Genomic DNA, 25182 nt, shown 5'->3' with positions numbered 1-25182 from the left:
GCCGGCTTTGTTTGTTACTGCGTTTCTTACCAGCCATAGGGCCAGCGCGTCCCGATGCTCCCACCCCAGCCACGATGGCGATGGCCATGCCAGCTGCTGCGGCCGAAGTCGAAGCCCAGTCCGATCGAAATCGGCGGATACCAGTAACGCGGCTGCGCGACGACCACTGGCTGCGGCACGTAGACCGGCTGCTGCTGCACCCATACCGGTTGTTGTTGCACAAACACTGGCGCTGGCTGCTGGGTGCGATAGACCGGCGTCACCGACGTCGTCGTCCAGCCCGAGCCCGGCGCCGCAGTGGCGATCGGCGTCGAGGTGACGACGCCACCCTCGCCGGAGGCTGCAACCTGGGCGCCCGTGCCGACCGGCACCTGGGTGACCGAGACGACCCGCCATTGGCTGGGATCGGACGGTTGCGCGTAGGTATAGGTCGGACCGGGCGCGGCGCAGCCGGCCAGCAGACCGAGCGACCCGAGAATGATGGCAATATTTTTCATGACGGTGTCCTCCTGATATTGCCATCATACGGAACCCCGAGCCAGTGTGCTGGAGGAATTACACCCTGTTACACGGCGCCACCCCGGAGCAGCCCCCGTCCGCCCTCAGGCGCCCATCAGCGACGACAGCACCGCCAGCGGCACCGCCGCCGCCAGCGCCTCGTAGCCGACGTCGTTCGGATGCAGGCGGTCGCCGCTGTCGTAGGCGGAGCGCAGCCGCTGCGGGTCGTTCGGGTCGCGCAGCGCCAGGTCGACGTCGGCCAGCAGGTCGAACGGGAGCGCGCTGCGCATCCAGGCATTGACCGCCTGCCGCACCGCCTCGCGCGCCGGTGTGTAGTAGACGAAGCCGAGGAAGGGCGGCAGCGTCGCGCCGAGCACCGGGATGCCGTGCAGGTGGGCGCGCGTCACCAGTTGCAGGTAGCCGGCAATCAGGTCGTTGGCCGGGATCGGCGCCGACGATGGGCTGTAGACGATGTCGTTGATGCCGATCAGCACCGCCAGCCCGCGCACGCCGGCGGTGGACAGCACGTCGCGGTCGAAACGTTCCAGCAAGTCCCTGCCGGCCAACAGGGCGGTGGGCGTGTCGGCCAGCATGCGGTTGGCCGAGATGCCGCGGTTGACGACGCCGATGCGATTGCTGCCGAGCTCGGACTGGATGCGGCGCGCCAGGTAGTCGGGCCAGCGCCGGTTGCCGTTGGAGGTGCTGCCCACGCCGTCGGTGACGGAGTCGCCCACCGCCACCAGCACCGGCGCCGCGCGGTCGACGTCGACCTCGGTGAGGAAGGGCCAGGAGGCGAAGGCGCGCTGGACCGGAAGCGAGGCCTGGGCCCCGAAGTCGCCCGTGGTCGAGGCATAACTGGCCTGGTAGGCGGCGTGATGGATCGTGGTCGCCTGGACCGTGCCGGGAAAATACAGGCTGATCGCCAGATCGGTGAACGGCGCCACCGGCAGCGAGACCGGATCGGATACCGCCGGCGCACCGGCCGGAATCGTGACGCCGGGGCGCCCGCCGAAGGTGAGCTGGCGGCTGGTGCCGGCCGTGACGACGGCGCCGCCGGCGCGCAGGCCGACATGGGCGGCCGTCAGCCGCAACTCGGTATCGCCCATCTCGTTCGACAGCCGGATGCGCACGCGGTTGCCGCCGAGGCTGGTGCGCACGATCAGGCGCAAGGTCTGGTTGGTGAAAGTCTGCAGCGAGGCGGGCGGCGGCGGGCCGGCCGGCGCGCAGCCCCAGCCGGCGCTCCAGCGCTCGGGCAGGCCGGCCTGGGCCAGTACGTCGGCCGCCGGCGCGGCCAGCGCGCCCGCCAGGACCGGTGCGCCGAGCAGGAGGCGTCGTCGGGTCTGGTCAACGCCGCGGTCGACGCCATGGTCGTCCTGGAGGGCGACGAGGAGGGAATGACGGGCGAGTCGGAGGCACTGGAATCCGGAAAGGACATGGCGGGCTCCTGAGAAAGGTCGAGAACTGGCGGTCGCGGTGCGAGCGCCAGTCAACGATAGCGCAGAGCGCATGCGACGCGGGTTCGGTCGCTTACATTGTTTGCGCTGCGTCGTGCGGATTTCTGATGGGAAGGGTTGCCAGCTAAAAATCAGCAGATGCCCAGGAACAGCAAGGCGGAAACGTCAGGCGAGAATCGTCAGCAAGCCATCCAGGCCCGAGAAATTGAGGGCGACATCGGCCTGTTCGCGCACCACCGGCTTGGCGCGGAAGGCCACCGACAGGCCGGCGATGCCCATCATTTTCAGGTCGTTGGCGCCGTCGCCCATGACGATGGCCTGCGCGGGATCGATGCCGAGTTGCGCGCATACGCGTTGCACGGTGCGCTTCTTTTCCTCGGCGTCGACGATGCTGCCAGGACGCGGCCGCTCAGCTTGCCGTCGATGACTTCCAGCACGTTGGCGTGGGTGTGGTCCAGGCCCAGGCGCGGCTTGAGGCGGTCGGTAAAGAAAGTGAAGCCGCCCGACACCAGCAGGGTCTTGAGGCCGGCCGCCTGTACCGCCTGCAGCATCGCTTCGCCGCCCATCGAGATGCGCAGGCGCTCGTCATAGACGCGCTGCAGGGCGGATGCATCCAGTCCTTCCAGCAGGGCCACGCGCCGCGTCAGGCTCTCGGAAAAATCGAGCTCGCCGCGCATCGCCGCTTCGGTGATCGCCGCCACCTGCGGCTTGAGGCCCTGCATGTCGGCGATCTCGTCGATGCACTCGATGGTGATCAGGGTGGAATCCATGTCCATCGCCACCAGCCTGAAGTCGGACAGCGTACGCCCGGCCGCGATGAAGGTGGCGTCGACGCCGGCCGCGAAGGCGGCGGCGTCGATCTCCTGCTTGAGCGCGGCGCTGTATTCGACGCCGTCGGCGCGCAAGCAGCGGGCGCCGAGCGCGGTCAGTCGTTGCGGCCTGGCCAGATGCGCCAGGCGTTCGAGGGTTGCTTGATCAGCCTGCGGTCCTTGCAGCACCAGGTTCGTGGTCATGAATGTCGTTCTCGTCAGGCGAGCAGTTGTTTGATGGTCTGTTTGATCTGGTTCACGCGCGCCGCCAGGTCGGGCATGCTGGCCGTGATGCGCAGCTTGTCCTGGCCGGCCAGCTTGACCTGGCGGTTCTTCTGGATCAGCGTGATGATCCTGATCGGGTCGATCGGCGGCTTTTCCATGAACTGCAGGCTGGCCGCCTCGCCATGGGCGTCGATCTTGACGATGCCCACGCGCCTGGCCGCGATGCGCAGGCGTTGCGTCTCGACCAGCGCTTTGACCGCATCCGGCATCTTGCCGAAGCGGTCGATCAGCTCCTCCTGCATCGAATCGATGCAGTCCTGGCTCTCGCAGTTGGCCAGGCGCTTGTAGATCGACAGGCGCTCGTGCACGTCGCCGCAGTAGTCGGCGGGCAGCAGGGCCGGCACGTGCAGGTTGATCTCGGTGGTCGACGACAGCGGCGCCGCCAGGTCGGGCTCCTTGCCGGCCTTGAGCGCGCGCACCGCCTCGTTGAGCATGTCGGAATACAGCTGGAAGCCCACTTCGAGCATCTCGCCGGACTGGTTCTCGCCCAGCACCTCGCCGGCGCCGCGGATTTCCAGGTCGTGCATGGCGAGATAGAAGCCGCTGCCCAGTTCTTCCATCTGCTGGATTGCGTCCAGGCGGCGCTGCGACTGCTTGGTCAGGTTCGACAGGTCGTTCACCAGGAGGTAGGCATAGGCCTGGTGGTGCGAACGGCCGACGCGGCCGCGCAGCTGGTGCAGCTGGGCCAGGCCGAACTTGTCGGCGCGGTGCATGATGATCGTGTTCGCGGTCGGGACGTCGATGCCGGTCTCGATGATGGTCGTGCACAGCAGGATGTTGAAGCGCTGGGCCACGAAGTCGCGCATCACCTTCTCGAGGTCGCGCTCGTGCATCTGGCCGTGGGCCACGCCGATGCGCGCCTCGGGCAACAACTCCTGCAGCATCGCGCGGCGGTTCTCGATGGTGTCCACTTCATTGTGCAGGAAGTAGATCTGGCCGCCGCGTTTCAGTTCGCGCAGGCAGGCCTCGCGGATGATCGAGCCGTCTTCGCTGCGGACAAACGTCTTGATCGCCAGGCGCTTCTGCGGGGCGGTGGCGATGATCGAGAAATCGCGCAAGCCTTCCAGCGCCATGCCCAGCGTGCGCGGGATCGGGGTCGCGGTCAGGGTCAGCACGTCGACCTCGGCGCGCAGGGCCTTCAGGGCCTCTTTCTGGCGCACGCCGAAGCGGTGTTCTTCGTCGATGATCACCAGTCCGAGGCGCGTGAACTTGACGTCGGGAGACAGCAGCTTGTGGGTGCCGATCACGATGTCGAGCGTGCCGTCGGCCATGCCCTTGATCGCATTGTTGATCTCCTTGCCGGTGCGGAAGCGCGACAGCTCGGCGATCTTGACCGGCCAGTCGGCGAAGCGGTCGGCGAAGGTCTGGGCGTGCTGCTCGGCCAGCAGGGTGGTCGGGGCCAGGATCGCGACCTGCTTGCCGCCCATGACGGCGATGAAGGCGGCGCGCAGCGCGACCTCGGTCTTGCCGAAGCCGACGTCGCCGCACACCAGGCGGTCCATCGGCCGGCCCGAGGTCATGTCCTTGATCACGTTATGGATGGCTTCGGCCTGGTCCGGCGTCTCGTCGAAGCCGAAGCTCTGGGCGAAGTTCTCGTAGTCGATGTTCAAATATTCGAACGAATGGCCCTGGCGCGCGGCGCGCCGCGCGTACAGGTTCAGGAGCTCGGCGGCGGTGTCGCGCACCTGCTCGGCGGCCTTGCGCTTGGCTTTTTCCCACTGGCCCGAGCCGAGCGAGTGCAGCGGCGCGTCCTCGGGCGAGGCGCCGGAATAGCGAGAGATCACGTGCAGCTGCGACACCGGCACATACAGCTTGGTGTCCTTGGCGTATTCCAGGTGCAGGAACTCGGTCTCGCCTTCGCCCAGGTCCATGCTGGTCAGGCCCATGTAGCGGCCGATGCCGTGGTTGATGTGGACCACCGGATCGCCGATCTTGAGCTCCGACAGGTCGCGCACCATCGACTCGACCTGGCTCGTCGCTTCCTGCTTCTTCTTGCCGGCGCGCCGGCCCGAACCCGCATACAGCTCGGTCTCGGTGATGAACACCAGGTGGCCGGATTCGGCATCGAGCAGTTCGAAACCGGCCTGTAGCGGGGCCACGCCCAGCGCCAGGCGGGCGTCGCTCTGGCGGAAGCCCTCGAAGCCTTCCACCGGCGCCAGGTCCAGCTTGTATTCGCCGAAGTACTGCTGCAGGGTCTCGCGGCGGCCGGCCGAATCGGCGCAGATCATCACGCGCGTATCGCTGCGCTGCAGGTAGGCGCGCAGATTGGTCAGCGGGTCGTCCAGCCGGCGGTTGACGGCGATGTCGGGGATCGGCGCCGACAGCTCCGAGGCCGGCGCAGCAGGATCGCGCGCGATATTCCAGCGGCCGTGCGGCTTGATGCAGGTGAAGAACTGCTCGGCGCCGAGGAACAGCTCATGCGGTTCCAGGATCGGCCGTTCTCGGTCGCTCTTGAGGAAGCGGTAGCGCGACTCGGTGTCGAGCCAGAAGCGCTGGATCGCCGCATCGATGTCGCCCACGAGGGCTACCGGCGCTTCAAGCGGCAGGTAGTCGAACAGGTTGGCCGTCTCGTCGAAGAACAGCGGCAGGTAGTATTCGATGCCGGCCGAGGCGATGCCGTTGCCGATGTCGCGGTAGATCGGCGAGCGGGTCGGATCGCCCTCGAAACGCTCGCGCCAGCGGCCGCGAAAGGCGGTGCGGGCCGCGTCGTCCATCGGGAACTCGCGGCCCGGCAACAGGCGCACTTCCTTGACCGGATAGAGCGAGCGCTGGGTGTCGGCGTCGAAAGTGCGGATCGATTCGATGTCGTCGCCGAACAGGTCGAGACGGTAGGGCAGCACGGAGCCCATCGGGAACAGGTCGATCAGGCCGCCGCGCACCGAGTACTCGCCCGGCGACATCACCTGCGAGACGTGGGTATAGCCGGCCAGCGTCAGCTGGGCCTTGAGCTTTGCTTCGTCCAGGCGCTCGCCCTGGCGGAAGAAGAAGGTGTAGGCGGCCAGGAACGATGGCGGGGCCAGGCGCACGAGCGCCGTGGTGGCCGGCACCACCAGCACGTCGCATTGGCCGTTGCGGATCTCGTGCAGGGTTGCCAGGCGTTCCGACACCAGATCCTGGTGCGGCGAGAACGCGTCGTAGGGCAGCGTTTCCCAGTCAGGCAGCAGGTGGCAGGACAGCTTGCCGTCCGCAAACCAGGGGATCTCGTCGAGCAGGCGCTGGCCGTCGCTCGCGTTGGCGACGACGACGGTGAGCATCTGGCCGTTGGCCTTCAGGGCCAGCGCGGCGGTGGCGAGGGCATAGGCGTCGGACGAGCCGTGCGCCAGCGGCAGCACGAAACGCTGGCCTGGTTTGGGGAGGTGTTTCTTGAGGTCGAAAGGCATGCAGCGTGCTGTTACGTTCGCGTCAAAAGTAGGCGTCAATTATAGACGAAGGCGCACCAGCCCGCCCTGACACTTGCACCGACTCCGTTCACGTAATATGATAAGTTACGAAAAATCTCGACGAGGGCTATGATGTCTCATTTTCACGATCCTGCCATGGTGGCGCGCTACCACGACGGCCCGCCAAGGTTCGTCCCCGGCTTCGCCGACATGCAGCGCATGGCGCGGGTACTGCTGGCCGAGCACGCACCCCTTGACGCGCGGGTGCTGGTGCTGGGCGCCGGCGGCGGCCTGGAACTGAAGGCGTTCGCGGACGGCCAGCCGGGATGGACCTTCGACGGCGTCGACCCATCGGCCGCGATGCTCGACCTGGCGCGGCAACTGGTCGCGGCGCACGGCGACCGGGTGCGCCTGCACCAGGGCTATGTCGATGTGGCGCCGCCAGGTCCGTTCGACGCGGCGGCCTGTCTGCTGACGATGCACTTCATGCCGCCGGCCGAGCGCCGCCATGCGCTGGGCGCGATCCATGCGCGCCTCAAGCCCGGCAGCCCCTTCGTCGTCATGCACATGAGCGTCGCGGCCGGACCCGGGGAGCGCGCGCGCTGGATGGCGCGCGACGAGGCCTTCGCGGTGGCGGGTGGGGTAGCGCCGGAGATGGCGCGCCAGCGGCGCGAGGGCATCGAGGCCAGCCTGCCGGTGCTGTCCCCGCACGAAGACGAGGCATTGTTGCGCGAGGCCGGCTTCAGCGATATCGACGTGTTCTATGTCGGTGGGGTGTTCCGAGGTTGGATCTGCCGGAGCTGAAGAGGAAGAACGGTTGTGGTCCGGCCTGAACTCGCGCATGATCCTGTTTCCACAAAATAAAGACAGGAGACATCCATGCGTGCAGGACTGGCCGCCTTATCCCTATCGATCGCATCCATGCTGCCCGCCCTTGCGCATGCGGCGCCACCCGCCGACCTGGTCTTGTTCGACGGCGCGCCGCGCCAGGGCGTGACGGTATCGGCGGTCGCTCCCGATACCGAGCACGTCCTGCTGGGCGAACGCGTCGACGCCGATGCGGGCATCCGGGACAAATTCCCCGGCAGCGCGATCGAACTGGCGCGCAGCGAAGGGCCGGGCGGCCGCGGGGCCCTGACCCTGCGCTGGAATAGCATCTGGAAAAGCGGCGTGCGCCTTGCCGGCCCGTCGTTCGACCTGCGCCCCTACCTGGCGGCCGGTACCCTGGCCTTCGACCTCAAGGTCGATGCGCTCGACAAGGGCGGGATCCTGTTCCGGGTCGGCTGCGGCGACGATTGCGAGCGCCACGTCTCCTACGTGCTGCCGGGACGCGCCGCCCAGGGCAAGGGCTGGCAGCGCATCGTGCTGTCGATGTCGTGCTTCGCCCGCGACGGCGACGATTTTGGCGCCGTGACGCGGCCTTTCCTGCTCGAAGGCACCGGCAGCGGCCAGGTCGCCGTCGCCAACGTGGCGTTCGCGCAGGAGGGCGTGCCCAATACGCCATGTCCCGACTGGCGCACGGTGGCCGTCACGCCTTCCACGCTCAACGAAGCGTGGTCCACCTCATGGTGGCTGCCGCGCCACCAGCAGAAGCTGGACGAGGCCAGGCGCATGGTCCTTGAGGGCCGCAGCCCGCAACTGGTCTTCATCGGCGATTCGATCACCCAGGGCTGGGAAAAGGAAGGCGCGCAGGTGTGGCAGAAGCATTATGCGCGCCACGATGCGCTGGCGCTGGGCTTCGGCGGCGACCGCACCGAGAACGTGCTGTGGCGCCTGCGGCACGGCGAGGTGGACGGCATCGACCCGAAGGTGGCGGTGCTCCTGATCGGCACCAACAACACCGGGCATCGGCGCGACTTTCCGGCCATCACGGCGGCCGGCATCGAACGCAATCTCGAGGAACTCAAGCAGCGCCTGCCGCGCACGCGCATCCTGCTGCTGGCGATCTTCCCGCGCGATGCGGGCGCCGACGGTCCACTGCGTCGCCTCAATGACCAGGTCAACGCGCGCCTGCCTGCGCTGGCCGACGGGCGCCGCGTGTTCTTCCTGGACGTGAACAAGGCTTTCCTGGACGCTGACGGCAGCTTGCCGCCAAACGTGATGCCGGACGCGCTGCACCCGAATGCAGCCGGCTATGCCATCTGGGCCAGGGCTATGCAGCCGGAGCTGGATCGCCTGATGGCATTGCCACGCCTGTAGGCGCGCCGGACGCTGCATCGGCCACGCGCCGGTTCGCGACCCCGAACGGCACGTGCACCATCGGGATCGTGCCGCCCGGGCCGGAGGTGAGATGGTCGAGCTGGTCGTCGAAGAAGATGTGCGGCTTGAACACCGACAGCACACGGCTCTTGTCCATCCCGCCCAGAAAGAAGGTCTCGTCGGCCGAGACGCCCCAGCTGCCCAGCGTGGTGACGACGCGCTCGTGCGCGGGCGCGCTGCGCGCCGTGATGATGGCGATGCGCACGATGCGGCGGTAGGCAGGGTCGTCGCGCTCGGCGTCCTTCTCGAGCTGCTGCAGCATGGCCAGCTTGCGGAACATCCCGGCCAGCGGGCCCGGTTGATGTGGGCGCGCCATGTGCAGCGTCTCGTGGGCGTGGAACTCGCCCAGGCCGGCGCGCTTGTAGACCGTCTCGGATTCGTCGTCGGCCAGCACTCCGTCGAAGTCGAAGGCCACCCGCAGCTCGATGTCGTCTGCACGTTCGTCCCCAACCTCGGCGCTGCGCGAAGGCAGCACCAGGCCGGCCGGATAATCGACGTCGATCGCGCTCTTGACGTCTTCCTCGTTCGCGCTCAGGAACAGCGCGGCGTTGAAGGCCGGCAGGTAGGGATAGGGCGATTTGCCGGTCATGAACACGGCGCGCGAGATATCGAGACCGTAGTGGGCGATCGAGCGCATCACGCGCAGCCCGGTCTCGGGCGAGTTGCGCGAGAACAGCACGACCTCGACCGGCGCCTGCTGCGGGAAGCATCTGTTGATGCTGAGGAAGCGCCGAATGAAGGGAAAGGCCACGCCGCGCGCGAGCACGACGTCGCGCTGGCGCTCCTGGTAGGCGCGGTATTCGTCGGGCCCATGTTCGAGGTAGACCTGGTGCGATTCGGACAGATCGAACAGCGCGCTGGAGGCGACGCCGATCACGAGTTTTTCTTCGATGGGAAACGGCATTCAGGCGTCCTGGCGGTCGGATTGTTCGAGAAGGCGATCGTAGATTTGCCGGGCTTCCGGCGGCAGCGCCAGCACGGCGCGCACGAAAAGGGGCTGGCCGCTCCCGGCCAGCATCTGCAGCTTGGCCAGCCGGTCGGCGTCCCGCAGCAGGGTCGGCAGGGCGCCGGCGTCGCCCAGGTGCGCGATCGCGTGGCCGATCGCGGGCGGCAGTTCCCATGCGTCGGCGATGCGGGCCGAGATCAGGCGCGCCGCCGCCACCATGCGCGTACCGAAGGCGTCGCCGTCGGGCAGGGCGCCCGGCGCCAGCAGCTGCTCGATCACGCGAAAGGCCACCACCAGCCCGATGTTGTGCAGCAGGCCCGCCAGATAGGCCTCGAAGGGATCGGCTTTGCTGCGCGGCGCCAGCAAGCCGGCCGCCTGGGCGCACAACTCGGACTGGCGCCACAGCGGCGGCGCGACCAGCCGCGCCAGCGGGCCGGCCTGCTGGCTGATGATCGGACGGAAGGCGACCCGGGCCAGCAGCATGCGCAGGCCGTTCTGGCCAAGCAGGAGCACCGCTCCTTCGAGATTACGGATCGGGGACGCGGGCTGGAAACAGGGGCTGTTCACCTCGCGGATCACCTCGGCGACCAGCACCGGGTCCTGAGCCACCTGGCGCGCCAGCGCGCCGGCGCCGGTGTCGTCCACGCGCAGGCTGCGCAGCAGTTGCGGAATCACGGCAGGCACCCGCGGCACCAGCGCCGCAGCGTCGTGCGGATCGCGCGCCAGGCGCGCCAGCTCGTCGAGTACGGGACCGTCGGGGGCGGGCCGCCCTGTCACGTGCGGTCCGGCCAGCCAGTGGAAGAAGGCGAGGTCGAGGTCGAGGTCGGCCAGGGTCGCCTCATCGGCGCAAGCGCCGGGGCGATCGCCACCGACGTCGGAAGAGACGGCGCTTGGCAGGCCCGCTTCGCGCGTGCCGAACAGGCGGGCAAGCCAGCGTTTCATGGGCATGCGACGTTGGGGGAAGAGGGCATGCGTCCATTCTATCGCGAACGTCGGCCGTGAACGGAAACGGCCCGGCCGCCGCTTGCGCGGCGCCGGGCCTTTCGCCGGGTCACCTGTTACTGGCCGTTGTTCGAGCCGGTGGTGGTGTGACCGGTATTGGTTGGGGTGGAGGCATTGCCGGTGGCGTTGGCCGGGCCGGTGTTCTGCACGTCGTTCGGGCTAATGCCCATCTGGGCGTCGACGGTCGGGTTGCCGGTCGAGCCGGCCTGGGTCGTGCCCATCGAGGACGAGCCGCTGGTGGTGCCGGTGGTGTCGGTGGTGTTGCAGGCGGCCAGGGCAAACGCCATCACGCCGCCCAGCAGTACGGTCTGGATCGTCTTCATCGTGCTTCTCCTTGATTGGTGAGGTTGCTCATCATGCGAGGTCAGCCATACGCATGAAATAGGAAGACAACGTCAATACTTGTAGGATCAGGCTCACGCATTGTGGGCCCGATCCAGGCGCCTCGGCTCAGCGGCTGACCGGCATGTCGGTGGTTTGCTGGTTGTTGCTGGTGGTGCCGGAAGCGGCATTGACGCCGCTGGCGCCGTTGGCGCCCGAATTCCAGCTGTTTTCACCCCCGGTGGTGCTCGGGGTTTGCACTCCGCTGCCGGTGGTTGCGCCGGTGCCTGTGCTGCCGCGCATTGAATCGGTCGTGGTGTCGGTGGTGTTGCAGGCAGCCAGGCCGAAAGCCATCATGCCGGCGAGAACTGCGCTTTGAATGGTGCGTTTCATGGTGTTCTCCTTGGGTATTTGCATGTTTGTATTCTCGCAACGTCTTCGATCAGCGAGAATAGGAACACATCGGATACCCCTGTAGGAATCCACCTTAGCCAGGCGTCAGGCCGTAGCTGTTTCCAGGGCCAGCCAGTCGAGCAGTTCCGACGCCGGCAGTGGCCGGCTGAAATAATATCCCTGCACCTTGTCGCAGCGCTGCTCCCGCACCACGTCGAGCTGCGAGCGGGTCTCGATGCCTTCGGCCACCGTCGTCATGCCCAGGCTCTGCGCCACCTTCACGGTCGCCTCGATCAGCACCCGGTGGTGGAAGCTGGTATCGGCCTGGCACACGAAAGAGCGGTCGATCTTGACCGTGTCCACCGGCAGTAGGTGCAGGCTCGACAGCGACGAGTAGCCGGTGCCGAAGTCGTCCAGCGCCAGTTTGACGCCGAGCGCCTTCAGCTCGTGCAGGCGGACCTGCGTGTCCTGGTCCTGGGCCGCGAGGCTTTCGGTGACTTCGAGCTGCAGGCAGGCGGGCGGCATGCCGGTCGCGCGCAGCACGGCGGCGACGCTGGCGATCCAGCCGGCCTGGCCGAGCTGCGCGCGCGACAGGTTGACCGCCATCAGGCGCGGCGCCGCGTCGCCAAGACGCGCCTGCCAGTCCATGAAGTCGCTGCAGGCGCGCGCCAGCACGAAGTCGCCCAAAGCGCCGATCAGGCCGCACTCTTCGGCCACCTGGATGAATTCGATCGGCGGCACGATGCCGCGTTGCGGATGGCGCCAGCGCACCAGCGCCTCGACCCCGGCCGCGCGATCGACGCCACCGTCCGGCAGCAGGCGCACCACCGGCTGGTAGACCACGAACAGCTGTTCCTCGGCCAGGGCCTGGCGCAGGTCGGCTTCGATGTCGGCGCGGCGCGCCGCACGCTCGCGCATGCTGGCCTCGAACACCGCGTGGCGGTTGCCGCCGGCGCGCTTGGCCTCGACCATGGCGATGCCGGCGTCGCGCAGCAGGCTGTCGGCATCGTGCTCATCGTGCTCATCGTGCGCCACCGCGTCGGGGCCCCAAGCCAGCCCCAGGCTGGCGCTGCACACGATCTCGTGGCCGCCGATCACATACGGGTGGGCGAGGGCTTCCAGCAGGCGCAGTGCGACCCGTTCGGCGTCATGCCGTGTGCGCAGGCCGTCCAGCACCACGACGAATTCGTCGGCGCCGACGCGCGCCGCCAGCTGGCCGCTGCGCGTGACCGGTTCGATCAGGTTCGTGGGCGGGCGCAATGCGCCGCGCAGGCGGTCGGCCATGTGCATCAGCAGCTGGTCGCCGCCGGCCTGGCCCAGGCTGTCGTTGAGCTGGCGGAAGCGGTCGCAGTTCAGGGTGAGCACGGCGAAGCCGTTCCCGTCCTGCGGCCGCGCGAGCAGGCGCTGAAGCTCTTCGCGCACCGCCGCGCGGTTGGGCATGCGGGTCAGGCTGTCGGTGCGGGCGGCGTTGCGCAGGCGCCGCGACAGCATCTCTTGCTCGCGCTGGACCTCGAAAGTGGCGTCGGCCACGGTCGCCATCAGGCGCTCGGGGTCGAGCTTCGTGAGGTTGAGCGACAGCACCTGCAGCGAGCCGCTGGCGGGATGGTGCACGCCGACCGGCAGGCGCAGGCCTTCGCAGATCATGCCGGAAGGTTCGATGAAGGCTTCCACCATGGCCGGCAGCTGGGGCGCGACCGGCGCCAGCACGCCGAACAGGTTATCCAGGCCGGCGTCGGTGGCGAGCGGCATCAGGAGGTTCGAGGCCATCGGATTGAGCATCTCGACCGTGCCGTCGAGCGTGGTCTGGGCCAGGCCGATCGGGGCCCGGTACAGGAACTGCACCAGCGTTTCGTACGCGTCGACCGGTTCATGCTGCATGGGCGTTCTCCTGATGGCGGGCAGCCATGTCCTGTGGTTTGCCGAGATCGCGCAGGATCAGGCAGTAGGCGGCGCCCTCGAGGTCGCCGGGCAGCGGTTCGCGCTCCGGCAGCGGCGCGACCAGCGTGCTGCCCCAGAACACGCTGCCGTCGGCGCGCTGGCGGCGGCCCTCGTCGAGCGACCAGCCGCTGGCGTCGGCCTCGCGCAGCCGGTCCTGGCGGTACTCGAGCGCCACCGCGTCAGGCGGATAGAAGATCGTGAACGGCCGGCCGACGGCTTCGGGCCCGAAACCGGTGACGCGCATGACGCTCGCGTTCCAGTCGCAGAGCCGGCCCTGCAGGTCGAGGCTCACCAGGGCGTAATCCTGGACACCGGTGAGGATGGCGTTGAGCCAGGCGTCGTTCTGGCGCAGCCGGCGCTCGCGCCGCACCTGTTCGGTGATGTCGTCGATCACCGCCATGATGCGTTCGGGATCGAGCTTGAGCAGGGTAAGCGCCAGGATCTGCGGCGCGCGCCTGGCGCCCGCGCCGGCTTCCAGGTAGACGTGCAGGCCGTCGCAGATCTTGCCGTAGGGTTCGTCGTGCCGGTCGGTTCGCTCGCGTAATTCGGGCGCCACCCGGGCCAGGGCCGTGAACAGGTTGTCCAGGCCGCCGTCGCGCGACAGCGGCATCAGGAGCTGGGCCGCCACCGGATTCATCATGGTGACGTCGCCCTGGACGTTGGTCTGCACCAGGCCCACCGGCGCCAGGTACAGGAACTGGATCAGCGCCTCGTGCTCGGCGCCGATATCGTGTGACTCCCGGCTCATCGGGGGCCTACCGCGGCTGGCGCTGGACCAGCACGTAGCGCGCGGCGCCACCCGGGGTCGACAGCAGGCGCAGCGCCACCTTGACCGGGCGCATGCGCAGGGTCAGCACGTAGTCGATGGTGTCGTCCAGCACGATGTTCTCTTCCTTGGCGTCTTCGAAACGCTGGGCCACCATGAAATTGTTCATGCAGGGGGCGACGGTCGTGAACAGGGGCTGGCCCAGCACTCGCTGGGGCGACAGGCCGGCGGCCCGGGATTCGAAGGCGTTGTACAGCGTGACGTTGTTGTCGGCGCCGAAGCCGATGACGCCGAACTCGAGCGCGTCGAGCTGTTCCGGCGTGCATTGGTCCAGGCGCGCAGCCAGGTCGGGCGCGTCGAAGGTCAGGGGCGTTGCGGTCATGGTGTCGGATGCCGCTACGCGGCTATTGAATGTGAGAAACAGATGTTGCATGTGAAACGGTGCAGTGTCAACCGTGCACGCCCTTCGGCGTCACATTTCTCGATATGCGTATCGTTCCGACACGCCTGGCCGCTACAGATCGACCAGGTTCTCGAATCCGCCGAAGAACATGCGCTTGCCGTCGAAGGGCACGCCGCCCGGCTTCATCATGTCGGTCAGGCGCGGGTCTTTCATCACTTTCTCGAGCGTGGCGTCGCGCTGGGCGCGCGACTCGTATACCGCCCATGCCAGGATGACGGTCTCGCCGTCTTCCAGCTTGACGCTCTGCGGGAACGAGGTGTGTTCGCCCGGCTTGACGTCGTCCGCGATCCATTCGCGGTATTCGAGCGCACCGTGTTCGCGCCAGACCTGGCCGGCCAGTTTGGCCTGGGCGCGGTACTCGTCGATCTTCGATTCAGGGAGGGGCAGGACAAAACCGTCAACATACGCCATGATTCTTCTCCTTTAAGCAAGGTGATGCGTGGCCAGGATGCTGCGTGCGGTGCTGCATGCGTGATGGATGGGGCGATAAATAAGCCGCCCCTGTACTGACTCTGCGACTGTGCGCCAGGTTCCCGGCTGCCATGCCGGGAACCTGGAAGATTACCACAAGCTGTTTTGGGCGGGCGGGTCGGGCGGCGGCGCAGCCGGTGGCGGCGCAGGTGGTGGCGCGATCGGCGGCAATGCCTCGATGGCCGGACGTTCGTCGAACGGCGAGGCGTCGGGCGGCACTTCCTGGCTGCCGGGCGGCAGGTCCGGCGGCTGTTCCACGGGCGCCTGCTCGATGTCGATCGTGCGGGTTTCGCCCGCATCGATGAATTCCGGATAGATCCAGTCCTCGCCGTCGTGCACCACGTCCTCGGGCGGCGTGCGCTCCACCGGCGGCGCCTTGGCCAGCGCCGCCCGCATGTAGTCGATCCAGATCGGCATGGCGAGCGTCGAGCCGAATTCGCGGCCGCCCAGCGAACGCGGTTCGTCGTAGCCCATCCACGACACCGCCACCACATTGCCGGCGTAGCCGGCGAACCAGCCGTCGACGGCGTCGTTGGTGGTGCCGGTCTTGCCGGCCAGGTCTTGCCGTCCCAGCTGTTTGGTGGCGCCGGCGGCGGTGCCGAAGCGGGCCACGTCGCGCAGCATGCTGTCGACCACGAAGGCGTTGCGCGCGGTGACCGCGCGGTTGGCTTCGTTCTTCGCTTGTGGCGGCGCGGCCTCGAGGATGACGGCGCCGTTGCCGTCCTGGATGCGCGCGATCAGGTAGGGCTTGACGCGGTAGCCGCCGTTGGCGAACACCGCATAGCCGCCGGCCAGCTGCAGCGGCGTGACGGCGCCGGTGCCGAGGGCCATCGTGTAGTTCTTCGGATGGCGCGCCAGGTCGAAGCCGAAGTGCTCCAGGTACTGGTGGGCGAAGTCGACCGACACCGCGCGCAGCACGCGCACCGTCGGCACGTTCTTCGACTTCACCAGCGCCTGGCGCAGCGTGACTTCGCCGTCGAACACGCCGTCGTCGTTCTGCGGCGTCCAGGGCGTCTCGAGCGTGGCGCCGGGCAGCTCGATCGGCGCGTCCAGGATGCGGGTGGTCGGCGAATAGCCTTTTTCCAGCGCAGCCGAATACACGAAGGGCTTGATGCTCGATCCCGGCTGGCGCCAGGCCTGGGTCACGTGGTTGAACTTCTGCAGGTTGTAGTCGAAGCCGCCCACCAGCGCGTGGTAGGCGCCGGTGTCGGCGTCGATCGCGACGAAGGCCGCGGCCACCTGCGGCACCTGGGTGATGGCCCAGTCGCCATCCTTGTCAGTGCGCTTGCTGATGCGGATGATGGCGCCCGGGGTGATCCTGACGTTCTCGCGCGCCTTGGGGGACAAGGCATTGGCGGCGAACTTGAGTCCGGCGCCGCGGATGGTGACGTCGTCGCCGGACAGCGTGTCGACCAGCACCTCTTCGCTGCTGGCCTTGAGCACCACGGCCGGCAGCAGGCCGTCGCTGCTCGGGCGCTTCTGCAGCGCGTCCACGATCGCTTCCTCGCGTTCCTCGGCATCCAGCGGCAGCTCGACGCGCGCTTCCGGCCCGCGATAGCCATGGCGCTGGTCATAGGCCAGCACGTTGCGCCGCACCGAGTCGTAGGCGGCGTTCTGCTCGGCCGCCAGGATGGTGGTGGTGACGGTGATGCCGCGCGTATACGCTTCCTCGCCGAACTGCTGGTAGACGGCCTGACGCGCCAGCTCGGCCACGTATTCGGCGCGGGTAGCGAAGGATTGGCCGGCGTCGCGCTTGACGCGCAGCGGTTCCGCCAGCGCCTGGCGGTATTGCGTTTCGTTGATTTCGCCCAGTTCCAGCAGGCGCTTGAGGATGGCGTGCTGGCGGGCCTGCGCGCGCTTGGGGTTGGACACCGGATTGGTGCGCGCCGGGTTCTGGGGCAGGCCGGCCAGCATCGCGGTCTCGGCCAGCGTGAGCTGGTCGAGCGTCTTGCCGAAGTAGCTGCGCGCCGCGCTCGAAAAGCCATAGGAGCGCTGGCCCAGGTAGATCTGGTTCATGTACAGCTCGAGGATCTGGTCCTTGGTGAGCGAGTCCTCGATCTTGTAGGCCAGCGCGATCTCGGTGAACTTGCGCGCGAGGGTTTTTTCGTTGGTGAGGAAGAAGTTGCGCGCCACCTGCATCGTGATGGTCGATGCGCCTTGCCGGAAGCCGCCGCGCAGGTTGGCGCGCGCCGCGCCCAGCGCGCGGATGAAGTCGATGCCACCGTGTTCATAGAAACGCGTGTCCTCGATCGCGAGCACGGCGGTTTTCATCGTCAAGGGGATCTTCGCGATCGGCACGAAGTCGCGGTGCTCGACGCCGAACTGGCCGATCAGCACATTGTCGGCCGTGTAGATGCGCAGCGGGATCTTGGGGCGGTAGTCGGTCACGGCGTCGATCGGCGGCACCTTCGGAAGGATCGCCGTCATCACGTAGACGACGGCGCCGGCGCCGGCGAGCAGCAGGGCCGCCAGCACGAGCAGGATGAATGCATTCACATGCTTCATGCGGATTGGGTTTCCGGACTTCTTGTCGGTGTCGCTCACTGCCTGACTCTCGCTATTACGCCATATTTACGGCCATGAGCGGGCGATTATAATCGCTTTCAATCTGCGCTTTCTTTCCGTTCGTGCATGTGCGATATTCTCGCTTTGGGTCCGCCGCCGGCATGGCGGGCCGCATCCGCAACGAAGGAATTCCATGCCATTCGACTCGAAACCGGCGGGCTTCAAGCCCTACATCCCCGCCACCGCCCAGCTGCCGGAGATGACCCCGCGCGCCCTGATCATGGGCGTCATCCTGGGCATGATCTTCGGCGCGTCCTCGCTCTACCTGGTGTTGAAGGTGGGCCTGACCGTCAGCGCCTCGATCCCGGTGGCGGTGATCGCGATCACCTTGTTCGGCATGGCGAAGAAGCTCGGCGCGCGCGAATCGACGATCCTCGAGAACAGCGTGGCGCAAACGGCCGGCTCGGCCGGCGAATCGCTGGCCTTCGGCCTGGGCGTGACCATGCCGGCCATCATGATCCTCGGTTTCGACCTCGAGATCTCGCGCGTGATGCTGGTCGGCGTGCTGGGCGGCCTGCTCGGCATCCTGATGATGATCCCGCTGCGCCGCACGCTGATCGTCGACCAGCACCGCGAGCTGAAATACCCGGAAGGCACGGCCTGCGCCGAGGTGCTCAAGGCGGCCGCCACCGACGTCTCGCGCGAAGCGGCGGGCGAGGTGCGCGACGCTGCCAGCGCGGAAGGCAGCGAAGCCATGAAGACGGCGAAGAGGCGCGCGATGCTGATCTTCGGCGGCTTCGGCATCGGCATCCTCTATAAAACGCTGGGCGTGTCGTTCAAGGGCTGGCGCGACACCATCAACTTCGAGTTCGGCGCGCCGCTCAAGACCGGCAGCATCGGCGCCGAGATCTCGCCCGAACTGGTGGGCGTCGGCTACATCATCGGCCCGCGCATCGCCTACACGATGGCGGCCGGCGGGGTGCTGGCCTCGCTGCTGCTGGTCCCGATGATCAAGTTCTTCGGCGAGCTGGCGACCGTGCCGCTGTCGCCAGCCACGATTCCGATCCGCGACATGACGGGCGACGACATCCGCGCCTCCTACATCCTGTACATCGGCGCCGGCGCGGTGGCGGCGGGCGGCCTGATCTCGCTGGCGCGCTCGCTGCCGACGATCTGGAACGGCCTGCGCGGCGGGCTGGCCGGCGTGAGGCAGGGGTCGAAAGGCGACGTGTCCCTGCGCACCGACCGCGACATCCCGATGAAGTGGGTCGTGATCGGCTGCCTGGCCATCATCGCCATCATCTCGCTGGCCACGCCGCTGCACATGAACGTGCTCGGTGCGGTGCTGATCCTGGTGTTCGGCTTCCTGTTCGCCACCGTGTCCTCGCGCCTGACCGGCGAGATCGGCTCGTCGTCGAACCCGATTTCGGGCATGGCGGTGGCGACCCTGCTGTTCACCTGCCTGATCTTCCTGGTGATGGGCTGGACCGGCGGCCAGTATTATGTGACCGCGCTGTCGGTCGGCGCCATCGTCTGCATCGCCGCAAGCAATGCCGGCACCACCTCGCAAGACCTCAAGACCGGCTACCTGGTCGGCTCGACGCCGCGCATGCAGCAGTATGCGATCCTGTGCGGCGCCTTCGCCTCGGCCCTGATCCTGGGACCGATCCTGCTCAAGCTGAACGAAGCCGGCACCGTCTACGTGCCGGCGGCGCAGGTGGCGCCTGGCCTCACGGTCGACCCCACGACATTGACCGACACCGCGCAGCTGCAGGGGCCACAAGCCAAGGACGACCCCAACACCTACAAGGTCTGGCACAAGACGGACACGGTGGGCGGCCCGGCCGGCAAATACTTCGTCGACGCCGCGGGCGAGGTGGCATACCTGGTCGATCCGGGCATCAACGGCCACCACAGCACGCGTCCGGACGGCACCGAGGTCAAGAAATACGATGCGCCGAAGGCGGTGCTGATGTCCTACATCATCAAGGGCATCCTGGACCAGGAACTGCCATGGACGCTAGTGCTGTTCGGCGTGATGATCGCGATCGTGCTGGAGATGGCGGGCATCGCCTCGCTGGCCTTCTCGGTCGGCGTCTACCTGCCTCTGGTGGCGACCCTGCCGATCGCGATCGGCGGCACAGTGCGCTGGCTGGCCGATCGCCGCAACAACAAGCTGCCGCAGAATGCGCACCTGAACGAAGAAGAGCGCCAGGCGGCGGGCGACCGCAGCGCGGGCGTGCTGCTGGCCTCGGGCTATATCGCCGGCGGCGCGCTGGCGGGCATCATCATCGCCATCACGGCCGGCGTCTTCACCGACTTCGACGCCGCGATCGGCGCCTGGGCCCAGGCCTCGAACCCGTTCTTCGAAGGAGCGGGCGCGAACTGGCTGAGCATGATTCCGTATGGCGCGATCGTGCTGCTGCTGTGGTGGGTGGCGCGCGAGAAGGCGAAACAGGCCTGAGCGCAAACGACAACGCCGGCTTCGAGCCGGCGTTGTCGTTTGACGGGATGTGGTTCAGACGTGAGCCAGATCGTGCTGGCGGATCGCGCTGTCGATCCAGTCGCCGGTATGGCTGAAGCGGTAGCCGAGCTCCGTTGCGCGGCCGGTGTCGAGCATCAGCGGCGTGAGCAGGTCGAACGGCGATGGACTGCCTGCGGCGACCTTGCGCGTGCGCGCCGCGACGCCCAGCGCCTCGGCGACGCGGCCATGCAATTGATAGGCCGACAGCGCGCCGTCGGCCGCGGCGTTCACCGGTCCGGTAAACTGCTGGGCTCCCGCCCAGACCAGGAAGTCGGCCGCCTCGCGCGCCTCGAGGAAGGAGGTGCGCGCCTTCGCGTTCGTGTACTGCAGGACGGCGCCCTGGCGCACCAGGTCGACGTGGTGGGCCAGGCGGCCGGTGAAATCGTCCGGGCCGCCCAGCACGTGGCCCAGGCGCACGGTGACCACCGGCATGCTGCCGGCGCGGTACAGATAGGCTTCGGCCTGCACCTTGCCGGCGACATGGCTGTCGACCGCGTGCGCCGGATCGTGCCATGGATAGGCGGTATCGATCGGCTGGGCGTCGACGTGCAGCGATTCTTCGTCGAAGGCCTGCGACTGCGGTTCCAGTGCGCGGTAGACGTCGATGGTCGAGGTCATGACGTAGCGGCCGACCTGACCGCCGAAGACGCGGCTCGAGATGGCGGCGTCCAGCGGCGAATGGCACATCTGGTCGTAGACGATGTCGAACTTGACGCCGGCGAAGGCGACGCGCATGGCGTGCTCGTTGCGGCGGTCGACGCGCACTCGGGTGATGCGTTCACCGAAAGGATCGGGTGCGTAGCCGCGGGTGGCGATGGTGACGTGGTGGCCGGCCCGGACCAGGCGCTGCACCAGCAGCTTGCCGAAAAAACGGGTTCCACCGATCACGAGAATATTCTTGGGCATGGTGTTTCCTTGTGTGATCACTACTATTTTCCTCGGAGCAGTACAATTCATCAAACGAGAAAAAGTCACGACAATGAATAAGAAAAACTTAGCCATGAGGTGGGTGTGAAAGCGCTGCGCAGCCTGTCCGGCCTGATCGATTTCGAGTGTGCAGCGCGCTGGGGCAGTTTCAAGCTGGCCGCGCACGAGCTGCACAAGACCCCGGCCGCGGTCAGCCTCCAGGTCAAGCAGCTGGAAGAGAACGTCGGTTTCGCGCTGTTCGTGCGGCATCCGCGCCACATCGCCTTGACGGAAAAAGGCCAGGAGCTGGCGATCGCCACCGCCCGCATGCTGGGCGAGTTGCGCGCCAAGGTCACGGCCTTGCAGAGCGGCGACGAAGAGGCGGTGCTGCGCATCGCCACCACCCATTCGTTCGCGATCAAGTGGCTGGTGCCGCGCATGCACCGTTTTACGAAACTGTATCCGGAGCTCGACATCCGGCTCGACTCGAACGACGCGCCGGTCGACCTGCAGGCCGACAGCACCGACGTCGCGATCCGCTATGGTCCGGTCACGGACGGGGATCCGACGGTGCTGTTTCGCGAGCGGCTGATGCCGGCCTACAGCCCGGATTTGCTGGAGCCCGGCCAGGCGGCGTTGACCTTGCATGACCTGACGGCGTACCGCTTGCTGATCGTGCATTCGCCCGAGGCCTGGCTGCAGCTGCTCAACGAGAACCGCGCGCTCAAGGGCGAGTACGATTTTTCGCGCGCCTACAGCCATTGGGGCGTGCTGGTGCAGGCGGCGGTGGCGGGGCAGGGCGTGGCCCTGGTGCCCTACGGGATCGCCTTCCAGGACATCGCTTCCGGCGCCTTGCGCCTGATTTCCTGCCGCAGCGTGCCGTTCGCGAACGGCTACCGTTTTCTCGCCAACCCGCACAAGGAACACATGCTCAAGGTGCGGCGCTTCCGCGAATGGATGGTGGCCGAGATGGCGGCCATGAGCGCGCATCTCGATTACCGGTAAGGGATCTGTCGGCTGGAATGCAAAACGGCGGCCCGCGGGCCGCCGTTTTCAATGAAGCATAGCGCGCTTACTTCACGCCGTGCATCAGTTTCTGGATCACAGGCGCCAGCAGCAGCAGCACGCCGCCGCCCAGCAGCGACCAGAAGCCGAAGCTGTAGCCGCCCAGTGCCGAGGCGACCGACATGCCCGACTCGCCCGAGACGTGCGAGGCGAAGATGCCCGACAGGTTGTTGCCGATGCCGGTCGACAGGAACCAGCCGCCCATGCCCAGGCCCACCAGGCGGGTCGGGGCCAGCTTGGTCACCATCGACAGGCCGATCGGCGACAGGCACAGCTCACCGATCGACTGGATCACGTAGACCGCGAACAGGGTCCAGAACGGGATCTTGCCGTTGTCGTTGATCAGCTGCGACAGCGCGTACATCAGCAGGCCGAAGGCCAGCGCGTTGAACACGAGGCCAAGACCGAACTTGCGCGGGATCGACGGGTTCGCGTTGCGCTTGCCCAGCATCACCCAGACCGCGGCGATGATCGGCGCGAACACGATGATGGCGATCGAGTTCACCGACTGGAACCAGGCGACCGGGAAGATCCAGCCACCGAAGTCGCGGTCGACGATATTATCGGCCAGGAAGGTGAACGAGCTGCCGGCCTGCTCGAAGAAGCACCAGAACAGGATGTTGAAGAAGAAGATGATCATCATGGCCCAGGTCTTGTCGCGCGCAACCTTGCCTTCGCGGATGCCTTCGATGACCAGCATCGCGGCCAGGCCGACGAACAGGATGGTCAGCAGGATCTGCAGACTGTTGGCGCCGGCCTGCAGCAGCAGGTACATGACCGGGATGACGACCAGCGCGCCGACGACCGTGAAGATCAGGCGCTTCGGATTGGCCAGGTCGCCGATCGGCGCGCCGATGCCCTTCAGGGACTTGCGGCCGATGTAGAACCAGACCAGCGAGATCAGCATGCCGATGCCCGAGGCCAGGAACACGATCTTGTACGACGGCATGGCCTGGGTGCCGAACACCTTCTCGGCCAGGATCTGGGTCAGGATCGGCGCGAAGAAGGCGCCGACGTTGATGCCCATGTAGAAGATGGTGAAGCCGGAATCGCGGCGGGTATCGTTCAGCGCATACAGCTGGCCGACCATGGTCGAGATATTCGGTTTGAACAGGCCGTTGCCGACGATGATGGTCGCCAGGCCCAGCTTGAAGACGTCATGGTTCGGGATCGAAATCATGAACAGGCCGGCCGCCATGAAGATCGCGCCGACGAGGATCGAACGCTGGTAGCCGATGATGCGGTCGGCGACATAGCCGCCGAAGACGGCGCCGGCATACACCAGCGCGAGGTAGGAACCGTAGGTGAGGTTGGCGTCGGCCTGGCCGGCCGCGTCGCCGCCGTAGAACTGGGCGACGATGTAAAGGACGAGTGCCCAACGAATGCCATAGAAAGCGAAGCGCTCCCAGAACTCGGTCATGAACAGCATCCACAGCGGTGCTGGGTGGCCCATGATCTGCTTGAATTCTGGAAGAGGTCGGCTGGCGGGTGTAGTAGCTGCACCGCTCATGCGGTTCCTCCCGAAAATGTAATGACTGAGTAATAGTTATATGGATCGATTCGAAGGCCGAACATTCCAATAGGCAGGCATTCTAGTGCATATCCTTCATCACAAGAAAGTTTTTTGCAGATGCGTTCTCACGCATCGAAGATGGTGCACTGCACCGTGCGCAGCTCACGGTTTTGGGGCGCGCGGCGCCCACAAACTGTGCCCGTTTGGCGTATATTGCTGCTAAGGCTGTAATGTTTCCAAGAAGAGAAAAGGAAAACCCGACCATGACCCATGAAGTAGTCGATACACTCGTTTCACCTGAAAGCCTGCAACTGGTCGATACCCTGATTTCGCCCCAAGGACGGCTGGAAGTCCTGTCGAAGGCCGAAGTGGCCAAGCTGCTCGAAACCGGCCAGGCCGGCCTGTACGACGTGTTCCGCAAGTGCGCGCTGGCGGTACTGAACACCGGCAGCGACATCGACGACGGCAAGGAGCTGCTGGAGCGCTACGCCACGTTCGAGATCAGCATCCTGCAGCGCGAGCGCGGCATCAAGCTCGACATCCGCAACGCACCGGGCAATGCCTTCGTCGACGGCAAGATGATCCGCGGCATCCACGAGCACCTGTTCTCGGTGCTGCGCGACATCGTGTTCGTCAATTTCGACGTCACCGACAACCCCAAATTCGACCTGACCCGCAGCGAGGGCATCACCGACGCCGTCTTCCACATCCTGCGCAACGCCAACGTGCTGCAGCCGCAGCGCAATCCCAACCTGGTGGTGTGCTGGGGCGGCCACTCGATCAGCCGTATCGAATACAACTACACCAAGAAGGTCGGCTATGCGCTGGGCCTGCGCGAGATGGATATCTGCACCGGCTGCGGACCGGGCGCCATGAAAGGCCCGATGAAAGGCGCCACCATCGGCCACTCGAAGCAGCGCCTGGGCAACGGGCGTTACCTGGGCATCTCGGAGCCGGGCATCATCGCGGCCGAATCGCCGAACCCGATCGTCAACGACCTGGTGATCATGCCGGACATCGAGAAACGCCTGGAGGCGTTTGTCCGCACCGGCCACGGCATCGTCGTATTCCCGGGCGGCGCCGGCACCGCCGAGGAAATCCTCTACATCCTCGGCATCCTGCTCCATCCGGACAATGCCGAGATCCCGTTCCCGCTGGTATTCACGGGGCCGGCCTCCGCGCGCGACTACTTCACCCAGATCGACCAGTTCATCGGCGTGACTCTGGGGGGAGAGGCGCAGCGGCGCTACCAGATCATCATCGACGACCCCGACGCGGTGGCGCGCGCGATGCAGGCCGGCGTGCAAGAGGTGCGCGCCTTCCGCAAGGCGAACAGCGACGCCTATTACTACAATTGGCGGCTCAAGATCGACCACGAGTTCCAGAAGCCGTTCAGGCCGACCCACGAGAACATGCGCAACCTCGACCTGCACCGCGGCATTCCGACGCACCTGCTGGCGGCGAACCTGCGCCGCGCCTTCTCGGGCGTGGTGGCGGGCAATGTGAAGGAAGAGGGAATCCGCGCGATCGAGCAGTACGGCAAGTACGAGATCCAGGGAGAGGCCGAGATCATGGGGCCGATGGATGCGCTGCTGGCCTCGTTCGTGGAGCAGAGCCGCATGAAATTGCCGGGCAAGGCCTATACGCCGTGCTATACGATCGTGCAATGACATCGCGATAGCGC

General features: G+C 66.8%; 19 protein-coding genes and 1 pseudogene. 5 read left to right on the top strand and 15 right to left on the bottom strand.

What is annotated here, in order from left to right; all coding sequences use genetic code 11:
- Positions 1–26: 26 nt before the first annotated feature.
- The 4 genes and pseudogenes from DIR46_RS01885 to mfd all read right to left on the bottom strand — a co-directional run bounded on the left by DIR46_RS01885 (position 27) and on the right by mfd (position 6426).
- The gene (locus DIR46_RS01885; RefSeq protein ID WP_109343729.1) at positions 27–497 is read right to left on the bottom strand and encodes a hypothetical protein; all 471 of its coding nucleotides are present in this window, start codon (positions 495–497) and stop codon (positions 27–29) included.
- 105 nt (positions 498–602) lie between these two features.
- A complete protein-coding gene (locus DIR46_RS01880) occupies positions 603–1988 on the bottom strand; it encodes an SGNH/GDSL hydrolase family protein (RefSeq protein ID WP_162819374.1) in 1386 nt (461 codons plus the stop codon).
- A gap of 129 nt (positions 1989–2117) precedes the next feature.
- Positions 2118–2965: pseudogene (serB, locus tag DIR46_RS01875) on the bottom strand (phosphoserine phosphatase SerB).
- Between the two features lie 14 nt (positions 2966–2979).
- The gene (mfd, locus tag DIR46_RS01870) at positions 2980–6426 is read right to left on the bottom strand and encodes a transcription-repair coupling factor (protein WP_109343727.1); all 3447 of its coding nucleotides are present in this window, start codon (positions 6424–6426) and stop codon (positions 2980–2982) included.
- Positions 6427–6555: 129 nt separating this feature from the next.
- Here mfd and DIR46_RS01865 point away from each other — a divergent pair, with 129 nt between their 5' ends.
- Positions 6556–7230: a class I SAM-dependent methyltransferase gene (locus tag DIR46_RS01865; RefSeq protein WP_307719121.1), complete on the top strand. Its 675-nt coding sequence runs from the start codon at positions 6556–6558 to the stop codon at positions 7228–7230.
- A gap of 75 nt (positions 7231–7305) precedes the next feature.
- Entirely contained in the window at positions 7306–8625 is a 1320-nt protein-coding gene (locus DIR46_RS01860) for a GDSL-type esterase/lipase family protein (RefSeq protein ID WP_109343726.1), read from the top strand.
- Here the strand turns inward: DIR46_RS01860 and DIR46_RS01855 are convergent.
- The 9 genes from DIR46_RS01855 to DIR46_RS01815 form a co-directional block, all read right to left on the bottom strand.
- Positions 8579–9589, bottom strand: coding sequence for a 5'-nucleotidase (locus DIR46_RS01855; RefSeq protein ID WP_109343725.1), 1011 nt, complete (start codon positions 9587–9589; stop codon positions 8579–8581). The two genes, DIR46_RS01860 and DIR46_RS01855, sit on opposite strands and share 47 nt — an antisense overlap.
- On the bottom strand, positions 9590–10573 hold the full coding sequence (locus DIR46_RS01850) for an HDOD domain-containing protein (RefSeq protein WP_109343724.1): 984 nt from the start codon (positions 10571–10573) through the stop codon (positions 9590–9592).
- Positions 10574–10689: 116 nt separating this feature from the next.
- Complete coding sequence (locus DIR46_RS01845; protein WP_109343723.1) at positions 10690–10956, bottom strand: hypothetical protein; 267 nt, start codon at positions 10954–10956, stop codon at positions 10690–10692.
- A gap of 127 nt (positions 10957–11083) precedes the next feature.
- Entirely contained in the window at positions 11084–11347 is a 264-nt protein-coding gene (locus tag DIR46_RS01840) for a hypothetical protein (RefSeq protein ID WP_162819373.1), read from the bottom strand.
- A gap of 105 nt (positions 11348–11452) precedes the next feature.
- Positions 11453–13225, bottom strand: coding sequence for a putative bifunctional diguanylate cyclase/phosphodiesterase (locus DIR46_RS01835; RefSeq protein ID WP_109343721.1), 1773 nt, complete (start codon positions 13223–13225; stop codon positions 11453–11455).
- Complete coding sequence (locus DIR46_RS01830; RefSeq protein WP_109343720.1) at positions 13215–14033, bottom strand: PAS domain S-box protein; 819 nt, start codon at positions 14031–14033, stop codon at positions 13215–13217. Before DIR46_RS01830 ends, DIR46_RS01835 begins: the two co-directional genes overlap by 11 nt.
- A 7-nt stretch (positions 14034–14040) precedes the next feature.
- On the bottom strand, positions 14041–14433 hold the full coding sequence (locus tag DIR46_RS01825; protein ID WP_109343719.1) for a phosphonate transporter: 393 nt from the start codon (positions 14431–14433) through the stop codon (positions 14041–14043).
- 132 nt (positions 14434–14565) lie between these two features.
- The gene (locus tag DIR46_RS01820; protein WP_109343718.1) at positions 14566–14925 is read right to left on the bottom strand and encodes a DUF1428 domain-containing protein; all 360 of its coding nucleotides are present in this window, start codon (positions 14923–14925) and stop codon (positions 14566–14568) included.
- Between the two features lie 150 nt (positions 14926–15075).
- Positions 15076–17490: a penicillin-binding protein 1A gene (locus DIR46_RS01815; protein WP_229446458.1), complete on the bottom strand. Its 2415-nt coding sequence runs from the start codon at positions 17488–17490 to the stop codon at positions 15076–15078.
- 193 nt (positions 17491–17683) lie between these two features.
- On the opposite strand from DIR46_RS01815, the gene DIR46_RS01810 reads away from it, so the two are divergent.
- Positions 17684–19954: an OPT family oligopeptide transporter gene (locus DIR46_RS01810; RefSeq protein WP_109343716.1), complete on the top strand. Its 2271-nt coding sequence runs from the start codon at positions 17684–17686 to the stop codon at positions 19952–19954.
- 54 nt (positions 19955–20008) lie between these two features.
- Here the strand turns inward: DIR46_RS01810 and DIR46_RS01805 are convergent, their stop codons facing one another.
- Positions 20009–20920 (bottom strand): NAD-dependent epimerase/dehydratase family protein, encoded by a 912-nt coding sequence (locus DIR46_RS01805; protein WP_109343715.1) that lies wholly within the window; start codon positions 20918–20920, stop codon positions 20009–20011.
- Between the two features lie 105 nt (positions 20921–21025).
- Between DIR46_RS01805 and DIR46_RS01800 the strand changes: the two genes are divergently transcribed.
- Positions 21026–21925 (top strand): LysR substrate-binding domain-containing protein, encoded by a 900-nt coding sequence (locus tag DIR46_RS01800; RefSeq protein ID WP_109343714.1) that lies wholly within the window; start codon positions 21026–21028, stop codon positions 21923–21925.
- A 67-nt stretch (positions 21926–21992) separates the two neighbouring features.
- On the opposite strand, the gene DIR46_RS01795 is transcribed toward DIR46_RS01800, so the two are convergent.
- Positions 21993–23438 carry a peptide MFS transporter gene (locus DIR46_RS01795; protein WP_441295132.1) on the bottom strand — a complete coding sequence of 482 codons (1446 nt, stop codon included), beginning with the start codon at positions 23436–23438 and terminating at the stop codon, positions 21993–21995.
- A gap of 323 nt (positions 23439–23761) precedes the next feature.
- Between DIR46_RS01795 and ppnN the strand changes: the two genes are divergently transcribed.
- On the top strand, positions 23762–25168 hold the full coding sequence (ppnN, locus tag DIR46_RS01790; RefSeq protein WP_109343712.1) for a nucleotide 5'-monophosphate nucleosidase PpnN: 1407 nt from the start codon (positions 23762–23764) through the stop codon (positions 25166–25168).
- The last annotated feature ends 14 nt before the right edge of the window (positions 25169–25182 follow it).

Origin of the sequence: Massilia oculi, from assembly GCF_003143515.1 — a bacterium.
GTDB classification, from domain to species: domain Bacteria; phylum Pseudomonadota; class Gammaproteobacteria; order Burkholderiales; family Burkholderiaceae_D; genus Telluria; species Telluria oculi.
This window is presented reverse-complemented; position numbering and strand designations above follow the sequence as displayed.